Source organism: Selenomonas sp. AE3005 (genome assembly GCF_000686945.1).
In the GTDB taxonomy this organism is placed as follows: domain Bacteria; phylum Bacillota; class Negativicutes; order Selenomonadales; family Selenomonadaceae; genus Selenomonas_A.
Genome location: NZ_JMME01000006.1, coordinates 110,234 through 129,408, shown reverse-complemented (window position 1 = coordinate 129,408; position 19,175 = coordinate 110,234). Strand labels below are relative to the sequence as shown.

Annotated in this window: 8 protein-coding genes; 2 read left to right on the top strand and 6 right to left on the bottom strand. The window is 52.8% G+C overall.

Going from position 1 to position 19,175, the window contains the following annotated elements; translation table 11 throughout:
- Positions 1-14: 14 nt before the first annotated feature.
- On the bottom strand, positions 15-3,356 hold the full coding sequence (locus DL94_RS0105830; protein ID WP_369793707.1) for a DEAD/DEAH box helicase: 3,342 nt from the start codon (positions 3,354-3,356) through the stop codon (positions 15-17).
- 93 nt (positions 3,357-3,449) lie between these two features.
- On the opposite strand from DL94_RS0105830, the gene DL94_RS0105825 reads away from it, so the two are divergent.
- Positions 3,450-4,517, top strand: coding sequence for a glycosyltransferase family 9 protein (locus DL94_RS0105825; protein WP_051586334.1), 1,068 nt, complete (start codon positions 3,450-3,452; stop codon positions 4,515-4,517).
- Positions 4,518-4,607: 90 nt separating this feature from the next.
- Here DL94_RS0105825 and DL94_RS15235 read toward each other — a convergent pair whose 3' ends face one another.
- The 4 genes from DL94_RS15235 to DL94_RS0105805 all read right to left on the bottom strand — a co-directional run bounded on the left by DL94_RS15235 (position 4,608) and on the right by DL94_RS0105805 (position 15,468).
- Positions 4,608-5,258: a 4'-phosphopantetheinyl transferase family protein gene (locus DL94_RS15235; protein WP_231464571.1), complete on the bottom strand. Its 651-nt coding sequence runs from the start codon at positions 5,256-5,258 to the stop codon at positions 4,608-4,610.
- Between the two features lie 15 nt (positions 5,259-5,273).
- Positions 5,274-6,611 carry an MATE family efflux transporter gene (locus DL94_RS0105815; RefSeq protein WP_028129354.1) on the bottom strand — a complete coding sequence of 446 codons (1,338 nt, stop codon included), beginning with the start codon at positions 6,609-6,611 and terminating at the stop codon, positions 5,274-5,276.
- Positions 6,612-6,630: 19 nt separating this feature from the next.
- Entirely contained in the window at positions 6,631-14,025 is a 7,395-nt protein-coding gene (locus DL94_RS0105810; protein ID WP_028129353.1) for a non-ribosomal peptide synthetase, read from the bottom strand.
- A gap of 186 nt (positions 14,026-14,211) precedes the next feature.
- The gene (locus tag DL94_RS0105805) at positions 14,212-15,468 is read right to left on the bottom strand and encodes a DAK2 domain-containing protein (protein WP_028129352.1); all 1,257 of its coding nucleotides are present in this window, start codon (positions 15,466-15,468) and stop codon (positions 14,212-14,214) included.
- Between the two features lie 116 nt (positions 15,469-15,584).
- Between DL94_RS0105805 and DL94_RS0105800 the strand changes: the two genes are divergently transcribed.
- Positions 15,585-18,185 carry a cell division FtsA domain-containing protein gene (locus DL94_RS0105800; RefSeq protein ID WP_028129351.1) on the top strand — a complete coding sequence of 867 codons (2,601 nt, stop codon included), beginning with the start codon at positions 15,585-15,587 and terminating at the stop codon, positions 18,183-18,185.
- A 53-nt stretch (positions 18,186-18,238) separates the two neighbouring features.
- Here DL94_RS0105800 and DL94_RS0105795 read toward each other — a convergent pair whose 3' ends face one another.
- Complete coding sequence (locus DL94_RS0105795) at positions 18,239-19,105, bottom strand: NAD(P)-dependent oxidoreductase (RefSeq protein WP_028129350.1); 867 nt, start codon at positions 19,103-19,105, stop codon at positions 18,239-18,241.
- Between the last annotated feature and the right edge of the window lie 70 nt (positions 19,106-19,175).

Sequence of the window (19,175 nt, the reverse complement as noted above, 5' to 3'; positions counted from 1 at the left end):
CAAAAGATTTACATTTACTTTTGGAACAATTCCCGAATTTCTTCGTCCGTCAACCGCGACAGGAAATTCTCGCCGGGCTGTATCATCTGGTCTATCAGGGATTTCTTCTTCTGCTGCAGCTCATAGATTTTTTCCTCCACCGTACCCTTGGCCAACAGGCGGATAACCTGCACGTTGTTTTTCTGTCCCAGACGGTAGGCTCTGTCCGTAGCCTGGTCCTCTACCGCCGGATTCCACCACGGGTCAAAATGAATGACCATATCGGCCCCCGTGAGATTTAAGCCCGTCCCCCCGGCTTTCAGCGAGATAAGGAATACCGGCGTAACGCCCTCGTTAAAGGCTTTGACCAGGCGGATACGCTCCAGGGGCGGCGTTGAACCGTCCAGATAATAATAAGCAATGCCCTGTTGTTTCAGCCGCTCGCCAATATGTCCCAGCATTGTGGTGAACTGGGAGAAAATCAAAATACGGTGACCGCCCTCCACGGCCTCACTGACCAATTCTTCCAACTGGTCAAGTTTGCCGGAACCGCCGGTATACCCCTCCAAAAACATTGCCGGGTCACAAGCAATCTGCCGCAGTCTGGTAAGTATGGCCAGTATCTTTATCCGGCTGTCTTCACCGGCTGCCAGCTGCTGGGCAAACTCCTTCTGACTTTTAAGGAACCAGGCCTGATAAATCTTTTCCTGCTTGGCCGTCATGGAGCTGACCATCTTGCGCTCCACCTTGTCCGGCAGTTCCGTCAGCACGTCCTTTTTCATGCGGCGCAGGATAAACGGCATGACATGACGTTTCAAATCCGTCAGGCTCCGCTCGTCCTGTTCCCGGACAATGGGCGTTTCGTACGTATCCTTAAAGCGTTTGTGATTGTACAGATAGCCCGGCATGAGAAAATCAAAAATAGACCACAGCTCGGTCAGAGTGTTTTCAATCGGCGTACCTGTCAGCGCAAAATAGCCGCTTGTCTTCAAGCGTTTCACCGCCCGCGCATTTTGCGTGGTCGGATTTTTGATATGCTGTGCCTCGTCCAAAAAGGCATAGCGGAAACGGCGTTTCTCGTACATATCAATGTCCCGTTTCAACATATTGTAAGTGGTAATCAGCACATCGTAACTGGAATCTGCCTCATCGAGAATCGTCTGCCTTTCGGCCTTGGAACCGGCCACTGCACAGGCCTTCAAATCCGGGGCAAAACGCTCTATTTCCTCCAGCCAGTTATACATCAGCGATGTCGGTGCAATGACCAGCGACGGCGGTTCCTTGTAATCCTGCTTGGACAACAGGAAGGTAATCACCTGCAAGGTTTTCCCCAGCCCCATGTCATCGGCCAGTATGCCGCCCAAATGGTATTGGGACAGCGTGGACAGCCAGTTAAAGCCCGTCACCTGATACTCGCGCAGAACCCCCTTAAGGCTTTCCGGCACAGCCACCGTGTTTTCCTCCGGGTGCCGGATATCCCGAACAATCGTGCGGAACTCGCGGCTGCGTTCCAGACGCAGGGATTCATCAGCCCGGGCCAGTTCGTCCAGATACATGGCCTGCGACAAAGGCAGCTCCACCTTCATGCCCTCAGCCTTGCTCCGGGCAATGCCGGTATTGTCCACAAAATCTGCAACAGCCTGCATTTGCTGGTCACCCAGTGTGATAAAGCTCCGGTCCTTCAAGCGGTGATATTTGCGCTTTTGCCGGTAGGAATCCAATATCTCCATCAGCTCGTTAAAATCCAGATTCTTGGCATTAAAGCTGACTTCCAGCAAGTTGGCGTCATTGACACTGACACCGGCCGTGACCTTCGGCATAGGGCGCACCGGACGGCTGCCAAAGGCATCAGAATAGAACACGTCCACCCAGTCGGGCAGATATGGCAGTTCCGCTGTCAAAAATTCGTAGCTCTTTTCTTCGTCCGTCTGCACCAGCTGGTCACGTTTTTTACGAAAACCATAATGTGTAAGCCTGGTGATAATCTCATCTTCACTGGCATTATTCCGCACCAGTTTCCGGCCGTCACGCAGTGGCGGTTCCGGCTCTACCAGCGGATTAAACACCGCGTCGCCATACGCGAACTTAGGACGCACAGCAATGCCATCGCCTTCATAGTCGATGTATAATTCCACCGTCAGCGGGTGAATTACATACTGCTCCTGGAATTTATCATCAACGTCGACTGCAGCGGCCATCTCCATGCGCGGCAGTACCTGACCGAAAAACCTGGCCATATCAGCCTTATTTATCGATACGCTGTTTGTCGCGTCAAAAGTATCTATAAGGGGCTTTATAGAACGTGCAAATTTTTTGTCACACCGGTATATAATGCCGTCCTGATATACGTAATCACATTCCCGGGTCAACGCTGCAATATCAGCCCGTTTGACCAACAATTCCCCGTGGCCGTTTTTTTCCTGCAGGGCCAGGCTGATTTGCGGATTTCCCAGCTGGGTGCAGACTCGCTCCGGCACACTGCCTTCAATATGAACTTCAAAACTTTTATCGCCCATAAGCGTCAGAAATTCCCCCAGGGCCTCCGGCGATAAACGAAACTGTTTTTGGTCAAAAAGGTATGACCGATTATCCGTGTAATAGTAACGGCTGCTGCCCCCGGCGGCAAACATGCTCTGTTCCAGGCGATAGTATTTTTGCAACAGGCCATAGAGTGCGGCCGAAACTTCATCACCCCAGCGCACAGTGCCCAGGTTGACCACAGACTTGCTGCCCAGCTGCCACTGTTCGCCTCTTTCCACGCCTTGCACCAGGGCGCCGATATTTTTGACCACATACAGCTTGTCTAGGCCAAAACGGAACTCCAGCCAGTTGCGGTGATTGCCGTAAAAACTTTCCGTGAACAGCCGCGGTTCCAAATAGCCATACACCAACGGCCCGGCCAGCGCACTGCTGTTATCCCGGGCCGCCTCCTGAAAAGCTGCAAACATGCGCCGGGACTCAGCTGATTGCTGTTCCTGCAGTTGGACCGCCTTTTTTTTCGCCAAACTGCTCAATGTATCAATACCGTAGTCGGCCATCACCCCGCGCAAAAGTTCCTGCGCTGATTGCGGCCGGCGGCTTTCCTGCTCTTCCTGAATGGCCAGCAGCACTGCGACCACATGCTTGCAGGCCCCCAGATACTGCGCTGCAGCCGGACAGTCACACGTATAGCTTTCCACATTGTTCTGTTTCTTATTCAGTTTCACAGACACATTATAATCTTCCGTGCCATATACCATGGCCGTCCATTCCTTCCCGGCATCATTTTCAGATTCGAGGTGTTCTACCGCGCCTTCCCTGTAATATTTCACACCGCGCCGGTAGACCGTATCACTGCTGGCTACAGACTTAATGATAATATCTTTTAACATGTCCATATCCTTTCCTCAGCTTGGACAATTCTTTTCTACTATGTTAATATAAGACCTATCTAATCATTGTACTATGAACAGGAAGGAAAACCAACCTTTATGCAAAATAAAACCACGGCTGTAGCTGAGTCCTGCCGCATACTCATCATCCGCTTATCAGCCATCGGTGATGTCCTGCATGCCACCACCGTGGCCCGGCACCTCAAAGGAATTATGCCCGGCTGTCACCTGACCTGGCTGGTCAGTCCGCCGGCTGATAAAATGCTGGCGGGAAACCCGTTTATCGATGAAATACTGCTTTGGGACAGGCGCCCTTTAGACCAGGCCGTTTCGGCCTTTGACCTCATGAGTGCCTGCCGGGAAATCAAAAAAGCCCGTACCCTGCTAAAGCCACGGCACTTTGATATGGTGCTCGATATTCAGGGCCTGTTTCTGACCGGCATATTGGCGCGCCTGTCCGGTGCCAAGCGGCGCATCGGCATTCATGAACGCCACGAGGGCAACAGCCTTTTCATGACGGAAATGGCTCCCAACATAAAAAGCCCCCATAAGGTACACCGCTATTTGAGCGCCCTCATCCCCCTCGGTTTTGACTTGTCAGATTTCACCCCGGGGCTGACCATGAACCTGCCCGTGAGCCTGGACGGCTTTGCCGCCAAGTTTTGGCAGGAGCGCAGCATCGACACCAGCCGCCCCATCCTGATGGTGACCGTACGTACTACCTGGCCGGACAAAAACTGGGCGCCGCAAAACTTCGGCATTGCCCTGCAGGCTGTTCCGGCCAACGTCCAAATCGTTTTCAGCGGTGCGCCCAGCGATGAGGTCTTTATAAAGGAGGCCCAGCAGCACTTAAACCGTCCCAGCATTTCCATTGCCGGACAAACCAGCCTGCAGGAACTGGGGGCCCTGTTAAAAACGGTCACGCTGCTGCTCTCCTGTGACACCGGCCCCCTGCATATCGCTGACGCTGTCGGCTGCCGGACGCTGTCCCTCTGGGGACCAACCCAGCCTGACGTTTACGGGCCGCTGACGGCCGGGCACGAATTCATCATCAGCCCCCATTCCTGCCGCCGCTGTCTCAAAACAAAATGCAAATATAAAACCAATGCCTGCATGAATGCCATCAAGCCGGAAACCGTCGCCCAAAAACTGTGTGAACTGCTTTGACATGTCATGCCACGCGAAAACAAGCGGGCCTTGCGGCAATGCTTTTCCATGTAAAAGTATTGCCACAAGGCCCTTCTTTTATGTAAAAACTTAAACTTCGCGCAGCAAACAACTGTCACCGGTGATTTCCTTCCAGGAAATGTCACGCCTTATAAGGCGCGGCTGCTTTCCCTGCAAGGCAGCCGACAACATATAACCACCGAGGTTAAGACTGCCAATCCCATACGTCTTTCCCAGATAATCTGTTAACTGCTCTTCAGCCACAGGCAGGGTACTGATTTCTCCGGGCGCTGACGCAAAACCTTGTCCCTCGCATTTCACCAGACTTTCCTTCCTTGTCCATAAGCGATAAAACCGTTCCTGGCATACAGTCTCATCTTCCCCCTGCAGCATCCAGGCATATTCCTGACTTGTCAGCGCCTCCCGTACCCAGCCGCCCAGCGGCACCATTTCCTCGATATCCACGCCCACAGGACTGTCTGCCTCGGCCAGTACGGCATACGCCCCACTATGCGACAGATTGAAGAAAAGCCCCTCCGCCAGAGGTTTTCCCTCTTCATTATAAGAAACACTGCGGCCCTGGGCAGCTTTTGGCAGCAGCAGGGAGGAGGCAAAGCACCGCAGCCTGTCAGCCTCCTGCCGGTAACGCATCATCTTGGAAAAGCGCGCTGCCGGCAAAAGTCTTTCAGCCTCCCACAGATGTGTGCGCAGACAGGCCACCGGCAATAGCGTAATAATCACTTCACCCAAACGTCATCAATCCTCTTCCGTGCCGAGCAACGGCATTTTCTTTATCAGGAAGGCCGTGCCAAGAATAGCGCCTACCACTGTAGCCGCCGGAGCAGCGTACCAGATGTTATCTGCGCCGAACAGTACCGGGAACAAGTAGATAAAGACAATCGGCGCAATAAGCGACTGGCAGACAGCAATGACTGCCGAAATTGTTCCGCGGTCCAGCCCCGTAAAAAAGCCCGAGGTCACAAGGCAAAAACCGTACAGGAAAAATTCCAGTGCGCAAATTCTAAGGGCTCTGGTCGCAAAAGCATGTGCCTCTGCGTCGTAGCCGAGATATAAGGTGGCAATTTCATCGGCCAAAGAAACACCAACAACGGTCATTATGAAACCCAAGCCGAGCGTTAAAACGATGTTTTTCTTCATCAAATCCCTTATGCCGTCAAAATCCCCTGCACCATATTTATACCCGACTACCGTCACCGTTGTCGTATTGAGGGCAAAGAAAACGGATAAAAACACCTCACCGACATAGCTGTGCACACCGATAGCCGCTACACCTAACTGCCCGAGCAGCAGCATGAGCTGCAGATTGTATACCAGCTCCAGGATATTGACTGAAACGGCATCAACCATCTCGGATATGCCATTGTAGCAAATCTTCGCCAGCCGATAGAGGTCAAAGCGGAAACGCACAAAATGCAGTCCGGAGGCATTGGGACGGGAGAAATACCACAAGGTAATAATCGTGTTCACGACAGTTGCCAAGCCGGTTGCCGTCGCCGCTCCCTCGATTTCATATGCCAGCACGACGATAAACAGCCAGTCAAAAATAACATGCGTCACGCCCTGCACCACAGAAAGGTAAAAACCTGTCTGTGATTTCTCGGCCATAACCCACAAACTTTGAAAGGACGTTGTTACGAGCAGCGGCGCAATAAACAGAAACAATATGCGTCCATAGCGCAGACAATAGGGCACAAGTTCTTCTGATGCCCCCAGCAGCCGGACAATATCCGGCAGGAAGATATACATCAAAGTACTAAAGAAAGCGCCCCAGATAAATATCACCGCCACCAGCAGCGTAAAATACTGCCGGGCTTTTTCTATATTGCCCTCGCCCTTGAGCTTGGAGATAAAGGCACTGCCGCCCTCACCAATCATAAAACCCGGTGCCACCAGCATCATCAGCAGGGGAAATACCAGATTGACAGCCGCAAAGGAGCTTACCCCCAGCCAGTTGGACACGAAAAAACCATCTGCCATCTGAAACGAAGTAATCGCCAGCATGGTGCCGATATTCGGCAGGCTGTAGAGTAATATTTTTTTATACGTAAAATGTTCGGAAAGCTCTATTTTCATCCAGCGGTCCCCTTTCACATTATCCATTTACCAACTGTTTGAAATGCTTGATGTAGATATCCAGGAACTTCCGGATACTGCCCTCAGCATAGGCATGGGCCAAATATTCGATATGGATATTGACCTCGCCTTTTTTCTCCTGCAGATAGAGATCTGCATGTCCCATCATGGATTCGTCCACACCGGCCAAGGGAACTTCCGTCGGTTCAAAGCCCTCCATATTGGAGGCATCACCCAATTGGGCAACGTAATTGACCACGATGGCGTCTTCTTCGGCGATGTTTTCCTTGGCACTATAATCGCAAATACTGTTGGCAAAACTCTCGATGACCTGACGGTTCACTTCCTGCAGCAGCATTTCCAGGGAAGAATATTGCTGCAAATCCACAGCCAGAGGCAGCATCTTAAATACGAGCCCCACGGTATTCTGCAAATATTTTTCCGTACGGTTGCTGTTGAGGTAATCGACATTGATTTCGTCCTTATGACAGTATTCCTGCAAGGCGAGCATGGCTGCCGTAATAGCCAAAACGGTGCGGGAGTAGCCCCGGCGTTTTTCCGCCGCCTCGACCTGCTGGACGGTCACGATGCCATCTTCTGCCTCTATATGCGAGTCCGTCTCCCATGTCTCGAAATCCGGAGTAGGAATCCTGCACCAGTCATGGCCGGCCAGGAGATTTTGGAAATAGGCCTTGGCCTCATCAAATTCCTTGGTGCCCTGGGCCTCCCATTCCTGCCGCAGATAGCTGTAATAGTAATCGCGTACCAGTGGTTTTCCCCAGTAAGCCTTGGCAATGTCTGCGAGCAATACGCCCTGGGAAGTGCCATCAGACACCATGTGATGTACGTCCATGAAAAGATATAACTTTTCACCGCAGCGGAAAATCTGCGAGCGGAAAAGCGGCGCATTGAAGATACGGAACGGCTGCACCAACGTTTGCGTCAGTTGTTCCAGTTCCTCTTCTGTGACATCCTTAACGGTTGTTTTCTGCAGAATTCCCGGCTCTATATGCTGCCTGATTTCCCCTTCCCCCTCTATATCTATGGTAAACACAGAGTTTAAGGAAGGATGATGGCTTACTGCCTCATCCACCGCCTTGGCCAGCTTTTCTGCATCCAGTTTTGCCTCCAGGCGATAGAATACGGGAATATTATACATGGGCGAACGTACGTCCATGAATTGGTCATCAATCATCAGCATCTGCGCCAGCGTTGCCGGGATAGCCTTGCTCCGCGCCTCTTCATCATACGCCTGCAGATTCCCCAGCATTTGTCCGGAAAGTTCTGCCGCTATGCGCTTTGCTGTCTTACACTTGAAGATGGTCTTGGCACTCAGTCCCTCAATATCCGCCGTTGCCATGACCCGCATGGATTTTATGGAGTCACCGCCCAAAAGATAGAAATCATCATTTCTGCCCACACTGTTTTCTTCCAGGCCTAAGACTTTGGCAAAGACATCACAGAGTTTTTTCTCTATCTCGTTGGTCGGTGCCTCATAGGCAACATGCTGGCCCTGCAAGTCCGGCACGGGCAGGATTTTGCGGTTGATTTTGCCATTGGGCGTCAGCGGCATGACTTCAAGCGGTATATAGACGGTTGGCACCATATATTCCGTAAGTGTCCCGGACAGGAAGTGCTTAAACTGTTCTACATCTACCTTAGTGCCCTCTGCCTGCGTGTAATAAAGGACCAGCTGCTCCTTCACCACAGCTGCCGCCACCTGCTCAATGCCATCGTACCGGCTGGCACAGTTCTCAATCTCACCGAGTTCTATGCGGAAGCCGCGCAGTTTGACCTGATGGTCTATGCGGCCTAAATATTCCAGTTCCCCGTCTTCATTGTAACGGGCCAAATCGCCTGTACGGTACATTTTCTGCCCCTGCAGCCAAGGACAGGGTACAAAGCTTCTGGCGGTGATTTCCGGCTTGTTCCAGTAGCCATCCGCAATCTGATTTCCAGCCAGACACAATTCGCCTGCCATTCCCTGGGGCAGCAGATGACCATAGGCGTCACAGATAAAGGAATAGGTGTTGGGCACGGGACGGCCGATGGGAATATCTATGTCTTTTTCCTGGTCTACCCAGTGATAGGACGAACACACGGTGAATTCCGTGGGGCCATAGCCATTGACAATCTGGATATCCGTCTTTCTGCAGGGCAGCATCTTTTCGCCGCCCATCAACATATAACGCATGGGCAAATCTGGATACTGATTGAGCATAGCCATGCCCATCTGCGTGGAAAACGAGGCTTGGACGATGCCATGCTCGATGATGTAGTCCTTCATCTCCTCCATATTGCGGCGCAATTCCTCCGACAGGATATGAATTTCAGCCCCGGCGGCGATGGGACAGAGCAAATCCTCCAAAGATGCATCAAAGGAAAAACTCGGATGCACGGCATGAACGCTCTTTTCCGTGATAGCAAAATCAACCAGCCGCCATTCCACATAGGCACGCAGGGAACGGTGACTCTGCACTACTCCCTTGGGACGTCCCGTGGAGCCGGAAGTATAAATCATATAGGCGCGCCCCTGCGGCACTGCGCGGTTAACCGACTCTGCCTTTGGATATTTTGCTATGGCCTCCGCCACCACGTCTTCGGTCAAAACAGCCCGCGCAGCCGAGTCCTCGAGCATGTAAGCAATACGGTCCTCCGGATATGCCGGGTCAATGGGCACATAGGCTGCCCCCAGCTTTTCCACGGCAATCACACCGGCCAGGAATTCCTTAACACGGTCCATGCGCAGGGCTACAAAGTCGCCCTCTTTGGTTCCCTTTTCCCGCAGCCAGGCTGCTATGCTGTTGGACACCTGCTCCAATTCCCCGTAGGTATACTTTCCTGTGCTGTCCACAACGGCCGTATGTTCCGGTCTTTCTTTCACCTGCTTGAGGAACATATCCACCCAGGTTTCGGACATATCATACACATATGTCGGCCCTTGGGACAGAGCTATAAGCTCCGCTTCCTGTTCTTTGTCCAGCAGCGGCAGAGAATGAAGTGAACGCTGCGGCTGCTCCACCATGCAGGCAATGTAATGTTCCATAAGGGCGAAGATGCGTTCCATCTCAATCTTGCGGTAACGCTGCGGGTCGAAGGACAGAATCACCTCGATGCTGCCATCGGCCAAAGCCATTGCATCAATGCCGACATAACTGCCCACATGCTCTTCTTTGACGAGCATGGGCTTCAGCATGGACAAACCTTCCTCATCATCCCCGTAGTTCTCAAAGGAAAGAATGGAATAGACCAGACCATCAGTCATGCCAATCGCTTTCTGTACATCAGCCAGCGGACAGAAATCAAACGGATTTCCCTCCAGGGACTGTTCATAAAGATTCTGCAACAGTTCTGCCGCGGTAGAATCCTTGCCTGCCTTAAGCCGCACAGGAACCGTATTGATGAACAGGCCGACCAGGTCGGACACATCGGCGGAGGTATTATCCCTACCGGAAACCACCTTGCCAAACACCACATCATCCAGACGGCAGACAGTCTGCAACACCATGCCCCAGGCCAGTTCCATACCACTGGATAGAGTTGCGCCCGCATTGCGGCACATCTGCTCAAACTGCCCAATCAGTCCGGCATCCAGATGTCTGATAATCCTATTATCCTTATAGCGCTCATGTTCGGCAATCCTGCCATAGGCAGGAATCTCCGCCTGATTTTCATAGCCTTCCAATAGATTAGCAAAGTACCTTGCAGCAACTTTCCTGTCCTTGGCAATGAGTTCCCTGACCATGGCCTCATAAAGGCCATTCTTGTCAGACATAATCTCCGGCTGCGTTATCCCTTCCCTTGCCATCTGCAGGAAATGCTCAAAGTCTTTCAGATATGTGCCCACACACCAGCCATCAACGATAATATGATGAACAGCCGTAATCAGGCAGGCAGTATTCTCCGAGGTCTTGGCGCAGATAATCTGGAACAACGGCCTTCTCTGCAGGTCAAAGCCCTCTCTAAGCATTTTCTCCCGTATCCTGTTCGCGACAGCAAAGTTGTCCTGCTCTTTGCTGATATCCACCAGCGAAAGGCCGGGTTTCCTGTCCGTGATGGCCTGACGATGTACCGCTACCCCTTCATGAATGATGGCCGTGCGCAGGACTTCATGCTTAACGGCCAGTGCATCCAATGCCAGGCGAAGTTCTTTTTCCGTGGGCAGGAAGTTCAGGGCATAGATATCCACCAGTCGGTAAGCCGAATCATGGGGGTCCATGACATGGGAAAGGAGCATTCCTTCCTGCAGCGGCGTCAGCGGATAAATCCGCTCGATATGTTCCCCTCTTGCCGCGAATTCAGCAACAACAGCGTTGAATTCTTCCTCGCTCCAAGAAGTTTCCCCTAAATCCGAGGCCGTGGCCACAGGTTCACGAACACCGTCCAAATGCGCTGTCAGCGCCCCAATCTCGCCCAGAATCCCCTGTGCAAAGGCCTGTGCTGTTTTCTCATCGTAAAGACCCGTATTGTAGTCCAAATAGAGGGCAAACCGTCCTCCGTCAATCAGACAGTTGACCGCCAAATCCGGGCCGTCACAATTCTTCACCGCTTGATAGTCCAGCCCCGTGGAAAAACCATCCTTGCTGTCCGGGGCAAAATACTTTCTGTTGTCCTCAGCACCTGCCACATCGCCCAGATAGTTGAACACCATTTTCGGAATGAGATTCTTTTCCCAAGCGAGCTTATGCTGTCCCTCCACAAAGGCGAGGACATTATAGCCGACACCCTTGTTCGGAATACGGTGCAGCGTCTCCTTCACCCGTATGAGATCATGCTGCGCCTCTCCATTCAGCTTTTCCAACACGACCGGAAAGATGGAAGTAAACCAGCCAATGGTGCGGTCGGTCAATAGTTCCTTGCCAATGTATTCACGGCCATGACCTTCCAGCTGCAGGGACAGGGAGTCCTTGCCAAAGGTCTGCCGGTAACTTCTGCCGACAGCCGTCAGCAACAGGTCGTTAATCTCCAGCTGATAGGCAGAAAGTTTGGCCGCGAGCAGTTTGTCTGTCCCGGGCTTGTCCAGAGAAACGGTAAGCTGCGCAAAATGACGGCTATAGTCCTTCCCCTTGGAGGTCTCCATAGCCAGAACCTTGCGGACCGTTTCCTGCCAATATGGAATCTCCAGCGACAGGGCATAGCTGTCCCGGTACTCTTTCATGGCCTGCGCATAGTCCTGATAGGTATGCGTCTTTTCCGGCAGCTTAACGGGTTCCTTGGCCAAAACCTGACCATAGGCCGTCTCCAAATCCTCCAGCAAAATACGCCAGGAAATGCCGTCCACAATGGTATGGTGCGCCGTAATGAAGAAAAGGTCCCTTGCGCCTGCATGCAGGAGCGCCGCCCGCACCAAGGCTTTGTCCACCGCCAGATGGGACTGGATATCCTCGCAGAGTTCCTTTATCTTGTCTGTCTCATCAGGCAGTGTATATTCTTCCAGTGTCACCCCATGTTCACCGGCAGCTGCGGCCTTTACAAAGAGATGCCCCTGCTCAAACCTACTGCGCAGCATATCATGCTGGAAGGTGATGCCATCAAAGGCCGCCTGCAAGGCCGTAAAATCGGCCCTGCCCTTCCATTCCAGCAGGGTGGACTGATTGAAATAAGCACTGTCCGGGTAGTCAAGGTCCTTGTAGAAGAGGAAAATGCCGCTGTCCTCCACCAAACCTTCTATCGGCTCCTGGCTTGCCTGTACTTCTGCAGCGCCATATCTGGCAAACTGGGCAATCTTTTCCACCACGCGGTGTTTCAGCACATCATTAGCCTTCAGCAGGATTCCCTGTGCCCGCAGGAAACTGACCATACGGATAGCCTTGATGGAGTCGCCGCCAATCTCAAAGAAATTGTCCAGAGCGCCAATCTTCACATCCCGTTCCAAAGCCTTCTTCATGCAGTCGGCTATCGCCTGCTCCAGTTCATTGCGCGGCGCAACGTACTCTACATCACGCTCCATAACCGGCTCCGGCAGCGCTTTACGGTCCAGTTTGCCATTAGGCGTTTCCGGCATTTTATCAAGCCGGACGAAACAGCCGGGAATCATGTAATCCGTAAGGCTTTCTTCCATGGCAGACTTCCAGGCCTGTTCGTCGATATCCTTGTCAGCCGTGTAGTAAAGGCAAAGAGTATCGTGCTTTACTTCGGCCGCCACCTGCATAATGCCCGGATATTTCAGGGCCGCGCTCTCCACTTCCCCGAGTTCAATGCGAAATCCGCGCAGTTTCACCTGAAAGTCTATGCGTCCAAAGAATTCCAGCTGCCCGTCCTCATTGTAACGGGCCAAATCGCCCGTGCGATAAACGCGCCGCACATCATCATCTGCTATCTTAATCTCAATGAACTTCTCCGCCGTAAGTTCCGGCCGTTTCCAATACCCTTTGGCCAGCTGCGGGCCGGACAGGCAGAGTTCACCCACTTCCCCCAGTGGCAGCAGTTCCTGTTTTTCTCCCAGAATAAACGCCGCGCAGTTGTAAAGTGGACGGCCAATGGGGATGGGATTATATTCCTTCCCCTTCTCCAGTTCAAAATACGTAGCATCCACCGTAAATTCCGTGGGGCCATAGGTATTATAGACCGCACCGCGCGCTTTGACGGTGCTCGTCATGGCCTCGCCACCCAGCACGATGTAGTCCACATTCAGCGGCTCATCCCCGGCCAGCATCTGGCCGAAACGGGTGGTATAGCAGCCGCCGGTAATGCCGTGCTTTTCGATGAATTTTTTCATTTCAAAGATATCACGCCGGGCCTCTTCCGGGACGATATAAACACAACCGCCAGCCGTAAGCGCAGGATACAAATCCTCCACTGAGGCATCAAAAGCAAAGTTCGAATGGCAGGCAATCCGGCTCTTTTCCGTCAGCTGCCAACGCTCCCGAATGAAGTGGACAAAGTTTAAGAGCGCCTTGTGCTGTATCATTACCCCCTTGGGCTTTCCCGTGGAGCCGGAGGTATAAATCATATAAGCCAGGCCTTCCGGCGACAGCTTATAATCATGCTTGCCAAGCGGTAAGCCCTTTCCTGTGGCCTCCCTTACGAAATTTTCCGTTATGACAAGTTTTGCCTCGGAATCTTCCATCATGTAGGTCACGCGGCCGGCAGGATATTCCAAGTCCAGCGGTACATAAGCGCCGCCTGCCTTGTGCACGCCCAGTGCCGCCGCAATAAATTCCTTGGACCGCCCCATGCGGATAGCCACAAAGGTATTCTCTTTTAGTCCCTTCTCCAGGAGATACGCTGCCACGCGGTCGGATACTTCATCCAATTCCCTATATGTCATGCTGCCGTTTTCATCAGCCACGGCCAGTCTATCAGGATATTTCTCTGCCTGTTTCTGAAATAAATCCACCCATGTCTCAGAAGTATCATAAACATACTTCTCGCCTTCAGACACTGCCAAAATTTTTTTCACTTGCAAATCCATCTTTATTCCTCCGTTAACCCGCCTTCAGAAATCAACGGCCCAAAGTCATTACTGCTGTAAATATTTCCTTAATTTTTTATTTTTCGACATTTATCAACTTATTCCTTTTATTATCGATAACCACAAAAATGGGTGGCTGACATTTGACTTGTCAACCACCCATTTGTCATTTTACCTTGGGAAAAATTATTTTGCCTGTTCAGCAGCCTCACGCATCACGATGGCATTTTCCACCGCGGTCAGATTGGCGTCAAACGCCTTAATAGCTGCTGCCTGCTGCTGTTTCGTTTCACACAGCACGAGTTCCACGCGTTCACCCAGCAGCCGCTTTACCTGCCGGAACGCCTGCCAGAAATCATAATTCCACGCCACCAGCACATAAGCATCAGCCAAATCACTATGAGCTGCATTGATGAGATCAGCCACTGAGGGGCTTTCCGTCTCACTGCCGGTAACGAGAATCTGCACGCCCTGTTCCTGCATTTCCTTGGCCTGTACGCGATTTTCCGCTACAGCCAGCAGGGCCACCTTCATCAAAGCGTCATGCGCCGACAGGGTATGCGGTTCGCTCATATTGGTGACATGAATGCCCTTCAACGGCCCCCAGCCGATGGCCTGCTCGATAACCCTGCCGGGATGGTCAGTATGCAAATGCACATCAACACCAGTAGCCGCTCTCTCCACCAGCGCAAAGGTGGAGAATTCCTTCAAATGAGCCTCAAGCTCCTTCATATCCACCTGCACATTTTTCACCGAAAAACGTACGCAGTAAGGACGAACCACATCATTGCGCGGGTCAGGCAGACCTGCCTGCTGTGCCTCCAAGCCCAAAGACAGGCTTACAGCCGGCGATACGAAATTACCGTCCAAACCTTTGAGACAGCCCTGCAAAAACGCAAACATAATCCGCGCCCCGGCATCCTCTGTGCCTACCTTCTGCAAAGCCTTTTCCCCGGCTACGATGGCCGTTTCCAAAATTTCCGAAATTGGCTTATTGGCTCGTACAGCATGGTAAGCTCCCTTGGCCACTTCCTTGGCCAGTGTGATAATGGGACGTTCCGGGCGTTCGGGAATCACGCGCTGTGCGTATAAAATTCCGTACTGAAAAGCCTTGCCAAACTCCGAGGACGAAGCATTGTACTTCCCCAGCAGCCCCTTACCCAGGCCGCGGAACATCTGTGCGAGCACCACGCCGGCACTGCCCCGGGCCCCAAACAACGCCCCGGAGGCTACACGGCGTGACAAACCGCCAATGCTGTCATCATTCGTATCCTTCAAAGGCATAACGGCGGAACCCATGGTACGCAAAACATGCGTTCCCGGCATACTGCCGGCTCCGGGCAAACGATTTATCTCCTCGTACTCCAGCAAAAACTCACTATAAGCCCCGGCAACCATTCTTTTAAAATCACTGCCTGTAATTACTTCTTTATTTCCTGTCATAATATCACACCCATTCTATAGCTTGGAATATTTTCCTCTTAAAACAGGATTATACTATATATTTCGCGAAATAGTATACATAACCCTTTAAATTATTAGTCGTAAGGAGTTTTTTTATGCCAACAGTAAAGAAAACTACAGCAGATATAGACGGCGCTGCCAAAACCGCCGCCCCTAAGAAAACCACTCGCACCACAAAAAAAGCCAAGCCTGTCGAGGTTCCTGTCGAGGAAGAACTCAGCCCGGAAGTGGTGGAGGCCATCAACGTCATCAAAACACCGCCGCCCAAAGCAGTCAAACAACACGAGCGCATTTTTGCCCTGGATATTGGCACGCGCAGTGTTATCGGTATCGTGGCCGAGGAAGGTGACGACGAGAACCTGCACGTCATCGCCACTAACAGACTTGAACATAAGACCAGAGCCATGCTCGACGGACAAATTCACGATGTCCCGCAGGTAGCAGCCATCGTCGAAAAGGTAAAAAATGCCCTGATTGAAAAGACCGGCCCCATCAAAACGGCCGCTGTTGCTGCCGCCGGCCGTGCCCTCTACACCATGACCGCCGAGGCCGAAATGGAAGTAAACGGCCTCATCACAGCTGAACAGCAGCGCAATTTGGATTTTGCCGGCGTACAGGCGGCGCAGACCGCTTTGGCCGAAAGCCACACTGTCGATGACCCCAGCCGCTATTACTGCGTTGGCTACAGCACCATACGTTACGTTCTGGACGATATTCAGCTGAAAATGCTGATTGGCCAGCGCGGCAAAAAAGCCAAGGCCGTGGTCATTGCCACCTTCCTGCCCCGGCAGGTCATTGACTCCATGCAGTCAGCGCTCCATGCTACCAATTTGGAAATGCGCGCTCTGACTTTGGAGCCGATTGCCGCCATCAACGTGCTGATTCCGCCGACCATGCGCCATCTCAATCTGGTGCTCGTGGATATCGGCGCCGGCACCTCCGACGTGGCCATCACCAAAAACGGTTCTGTCATTGCCTACGGCATGGTGCCCCTGGCCGGTGACGAAGTAACCGAGGCCATCAGCCAGCGTTTCCTGCTGGACTTCAATATCGCAGAACAAATCAAACGGCAGGCTGCCAACGGCGAAGATGTCACCTTCACCGATATTTTAGGCACCGAGTACCATCTTACCGCCCGGGAAATACTGGACCCCGTTATGCCCAATATCGAAAACTTGGCCAACGCCATCGCCAAACAGATTTTTGAACTGAACGGCGATACGCCGCAGGCCGTTATGCTCGTAGGCGGCGGTTCCCAGACGCCGGGACTGGCAAAATTTGTCGCCGATGCTATGGGTATGCCGGAAAACAGAGTTGCCGTCCGCAAGCCGGATGTAGTCAACGGCATTACTGACATTCCCGATGAACTGCATTTGCCTGACGCCGTAACACCCTTAGGCATACTGAAAATTGCCTCGCTCAACACCCTGCACTTTCTCTCCGTCTATGTCAATGACGAAGAATACAGCCTGTTTAATTTCCGCGAGCTCACCGTCTCTGACGCGCTCCTGAACGCCGGTATCAACATGCGCAAGTATAACGGCCACCCCGGCCTGGGCCTGATGGTCAATATCGGCACGGAAAAGAAATTCTTCCCCGGCACCATGGGCACCTTTGCCAAAATCATGCTCGGGGACGAAGAGGCTGACCTTGATACTGTCATCAGGGACGGTGCCCGTATCACCGTCATTCCCGGTGAAAACGGCACCACCCCCACCGTACGCCTGGGTGATTTGGTCACTGCCGGACAGGAATACACCATTTACATCAACGGCCGCGAAAAACATATCCGTCAGCGCGTGACCGTCAACGGCAAAGAGGCTGACGCCGACCAGCTGCTGGCTGATGGCGATGTGATTGAAAGCCGGGAATTCAAGAGTCTGGGCGAGGCGCTGCTGGCCGCAGGCTATCCGCCCACCGGCCGCAAGATTCACTACACTCTGAACGGTTCGGAAACCGTATACAGCTGCACGCCGGAAATTTTGCTCAACGACCTGCCAGCCAGTATTTCCATGCCTATCCACGAGGGGGACCATGTGGAATACATCGCTGACGATGACCCGAAACTGGGCGATATTTTGAACATCAAAAATGCCGATACCTCCGTCATGATTTACTACGAAGGCAAGGAATTTGCTATCCCGTCTGCCAATGTAGAGCTGATGGTCAACGGCCGCACCGCCAGCCCGGGCACCATTATTGACGATGGCTGTGATATCACCTATCACACCTCCGCCCGGGTGGCCACCACGGTCAGTGACGCCCTGCTGGCAGTCAACTTCCAGCCGCCAGCCGCTACCAGCCGCGTGACCTTCACCATTTTGGTCAACGGTATTCCCGTGGACTTCACCGACCCGGTGAAAAACGGCGATACTCTGGAAGTACAGCTGACCAGCCGTGATGTTCCCATCACGCCCTCCCTGTCAGCCACTACGGCCGGGACTGAGTCCGGAGCCACACCAGCTGCCGCTGTACCGCCGGCTGAGGCCCCTGCTCCTGCACCTGTCCCCAGCGCCGTACATGGTGTGCCCACGCTGTCCACCATCAACGCCGCTGACGCCGCTCCCATGCACCACGCCGAACCCAACAAGCATATCCCAGGGCTCGCTGAGGCCATCGGCCAAAGCCAGGCGTCAGCTGCAGCCACAGACAAACCCGTAAGAAAAAGTATCTCCGACTTTATCCGTCGGGATTAAAGAAAAAGAAGGACGTTGCACCTAACCATGCGACGTCCTTCTTTTTATGTCATTTACTCAATCCCATAATATTTCAGCAGCGCCTGTGTGCCCTTATCTCCGGCGCCCTGCCGTTCCATCTGGCGCACTTCGCTGAGCACCTGCCCCAGCACTGGCAAAGCCGTGCCATAAGCTGCTGACGTTTCCGTACCGATGGCCAAATCCTTGCCGAAGTGTTTCATCATAAAGCCTGGCGCAAAGTCACCGTCCAGTCCCCGGCGCACGACATTGCTCATTTGGAAACTGCCAGCCGCCCCGGCAGAAATGGCCTTAAAGGTTTTTTCCAGGTCAATGCCGGAGGCTTTGGCATAAGCATACGCCTCACAAGCCCCGGCCAAAGCGCCGGCAATGGCAATCTGATTGCAGGCCTTGGCTTTTTGGCCGGCACCGGCACTGCCCATATAGACCAGATTTTTGCCCATCGCCGCAAACACCGGCTGCAAAGCCGTAAAGGCACTTTCCTCACCGCCCACCAATATGGACAGTGTAGCATTTTTGGCCCCGATATCCCCACCGGTCACCGGCGCGTCTACGGCATGAATGCCTTTGGCCTGCGCCGCCGTAAAAATCTTTTCCGCCAAGATAGGCGATGACGTAGTCATATCCACCACATAAGCACCGCTGGCGGCATTTTCCAAAATACCATTCTGCCCCAGATAGACTTCTTCCACATCTTTCGGATAGCCCACAATGGTAATCACCACGTCCTGCCCTTTAGCGCAGGCACCGGGGCTCTCACACCATTTAGCCCCTTTGGCTATCAGCCCCTCCGCCTTGGCTTTGGTGCGGTTGTACACACTGACGGAAAACCCGGCCTCCATAAGATGGCCAGCCATAGCCGCGCCCATAATGCCCGTACCAATAAAACCGATATTCTTAATGCCCATATTCATCGTCCTCCTGTCGTTAACTCCAAACTTGACATACTCCCCACGGCTAAAGCCGGGGGAT

Bases quoted from the DNA above. Each gene is read 5' to 3' on its own strand.
- DL94_RS0105800 (WP_028129351.1), top strand. From the start codon at position 15,585: ATGCCAACAGTAAAGAAAACTACAGCAGATATAGACGGCGCTGCCAAA.
- DL94_RS0105830 (WP_369793707.1), bottom strand. From the start codon at position 3,356: ATGGACATGTTAAAAGATATTATCATTAAGTCTGTAGCCAGCAGTGAT.
- DL94_RS0105810 (WP_028129353.1), bottom strand. From the start codon at position 14,025: ATGGATTTGCAAGTGAAAAAAATTTTGGCAGTGTCTGAAGGCGAGAAG.
- DL94_RS0105805 (WP_028129352.1), bottom strand. From the start codon at position 15,468: ATGACAGGAAATAAAGAAGTAATTACAGGCAGTGATTTTAAAAGAATG.
- DL94_RS0105825 (WP_051586334.1), top strand. From the start codon at position 3,450: ATGCAAAATAAAACCACGGCTGTAGCTGAGTCCTGCCGCATACTCATC.
- DL94_RS0105815 (WP_028129354.1), bottom strand. From the start codon at position 6,611: ATGAAAATAGAGCTTTCCGAACATTTTACGTATAAAAAAATATTACTC.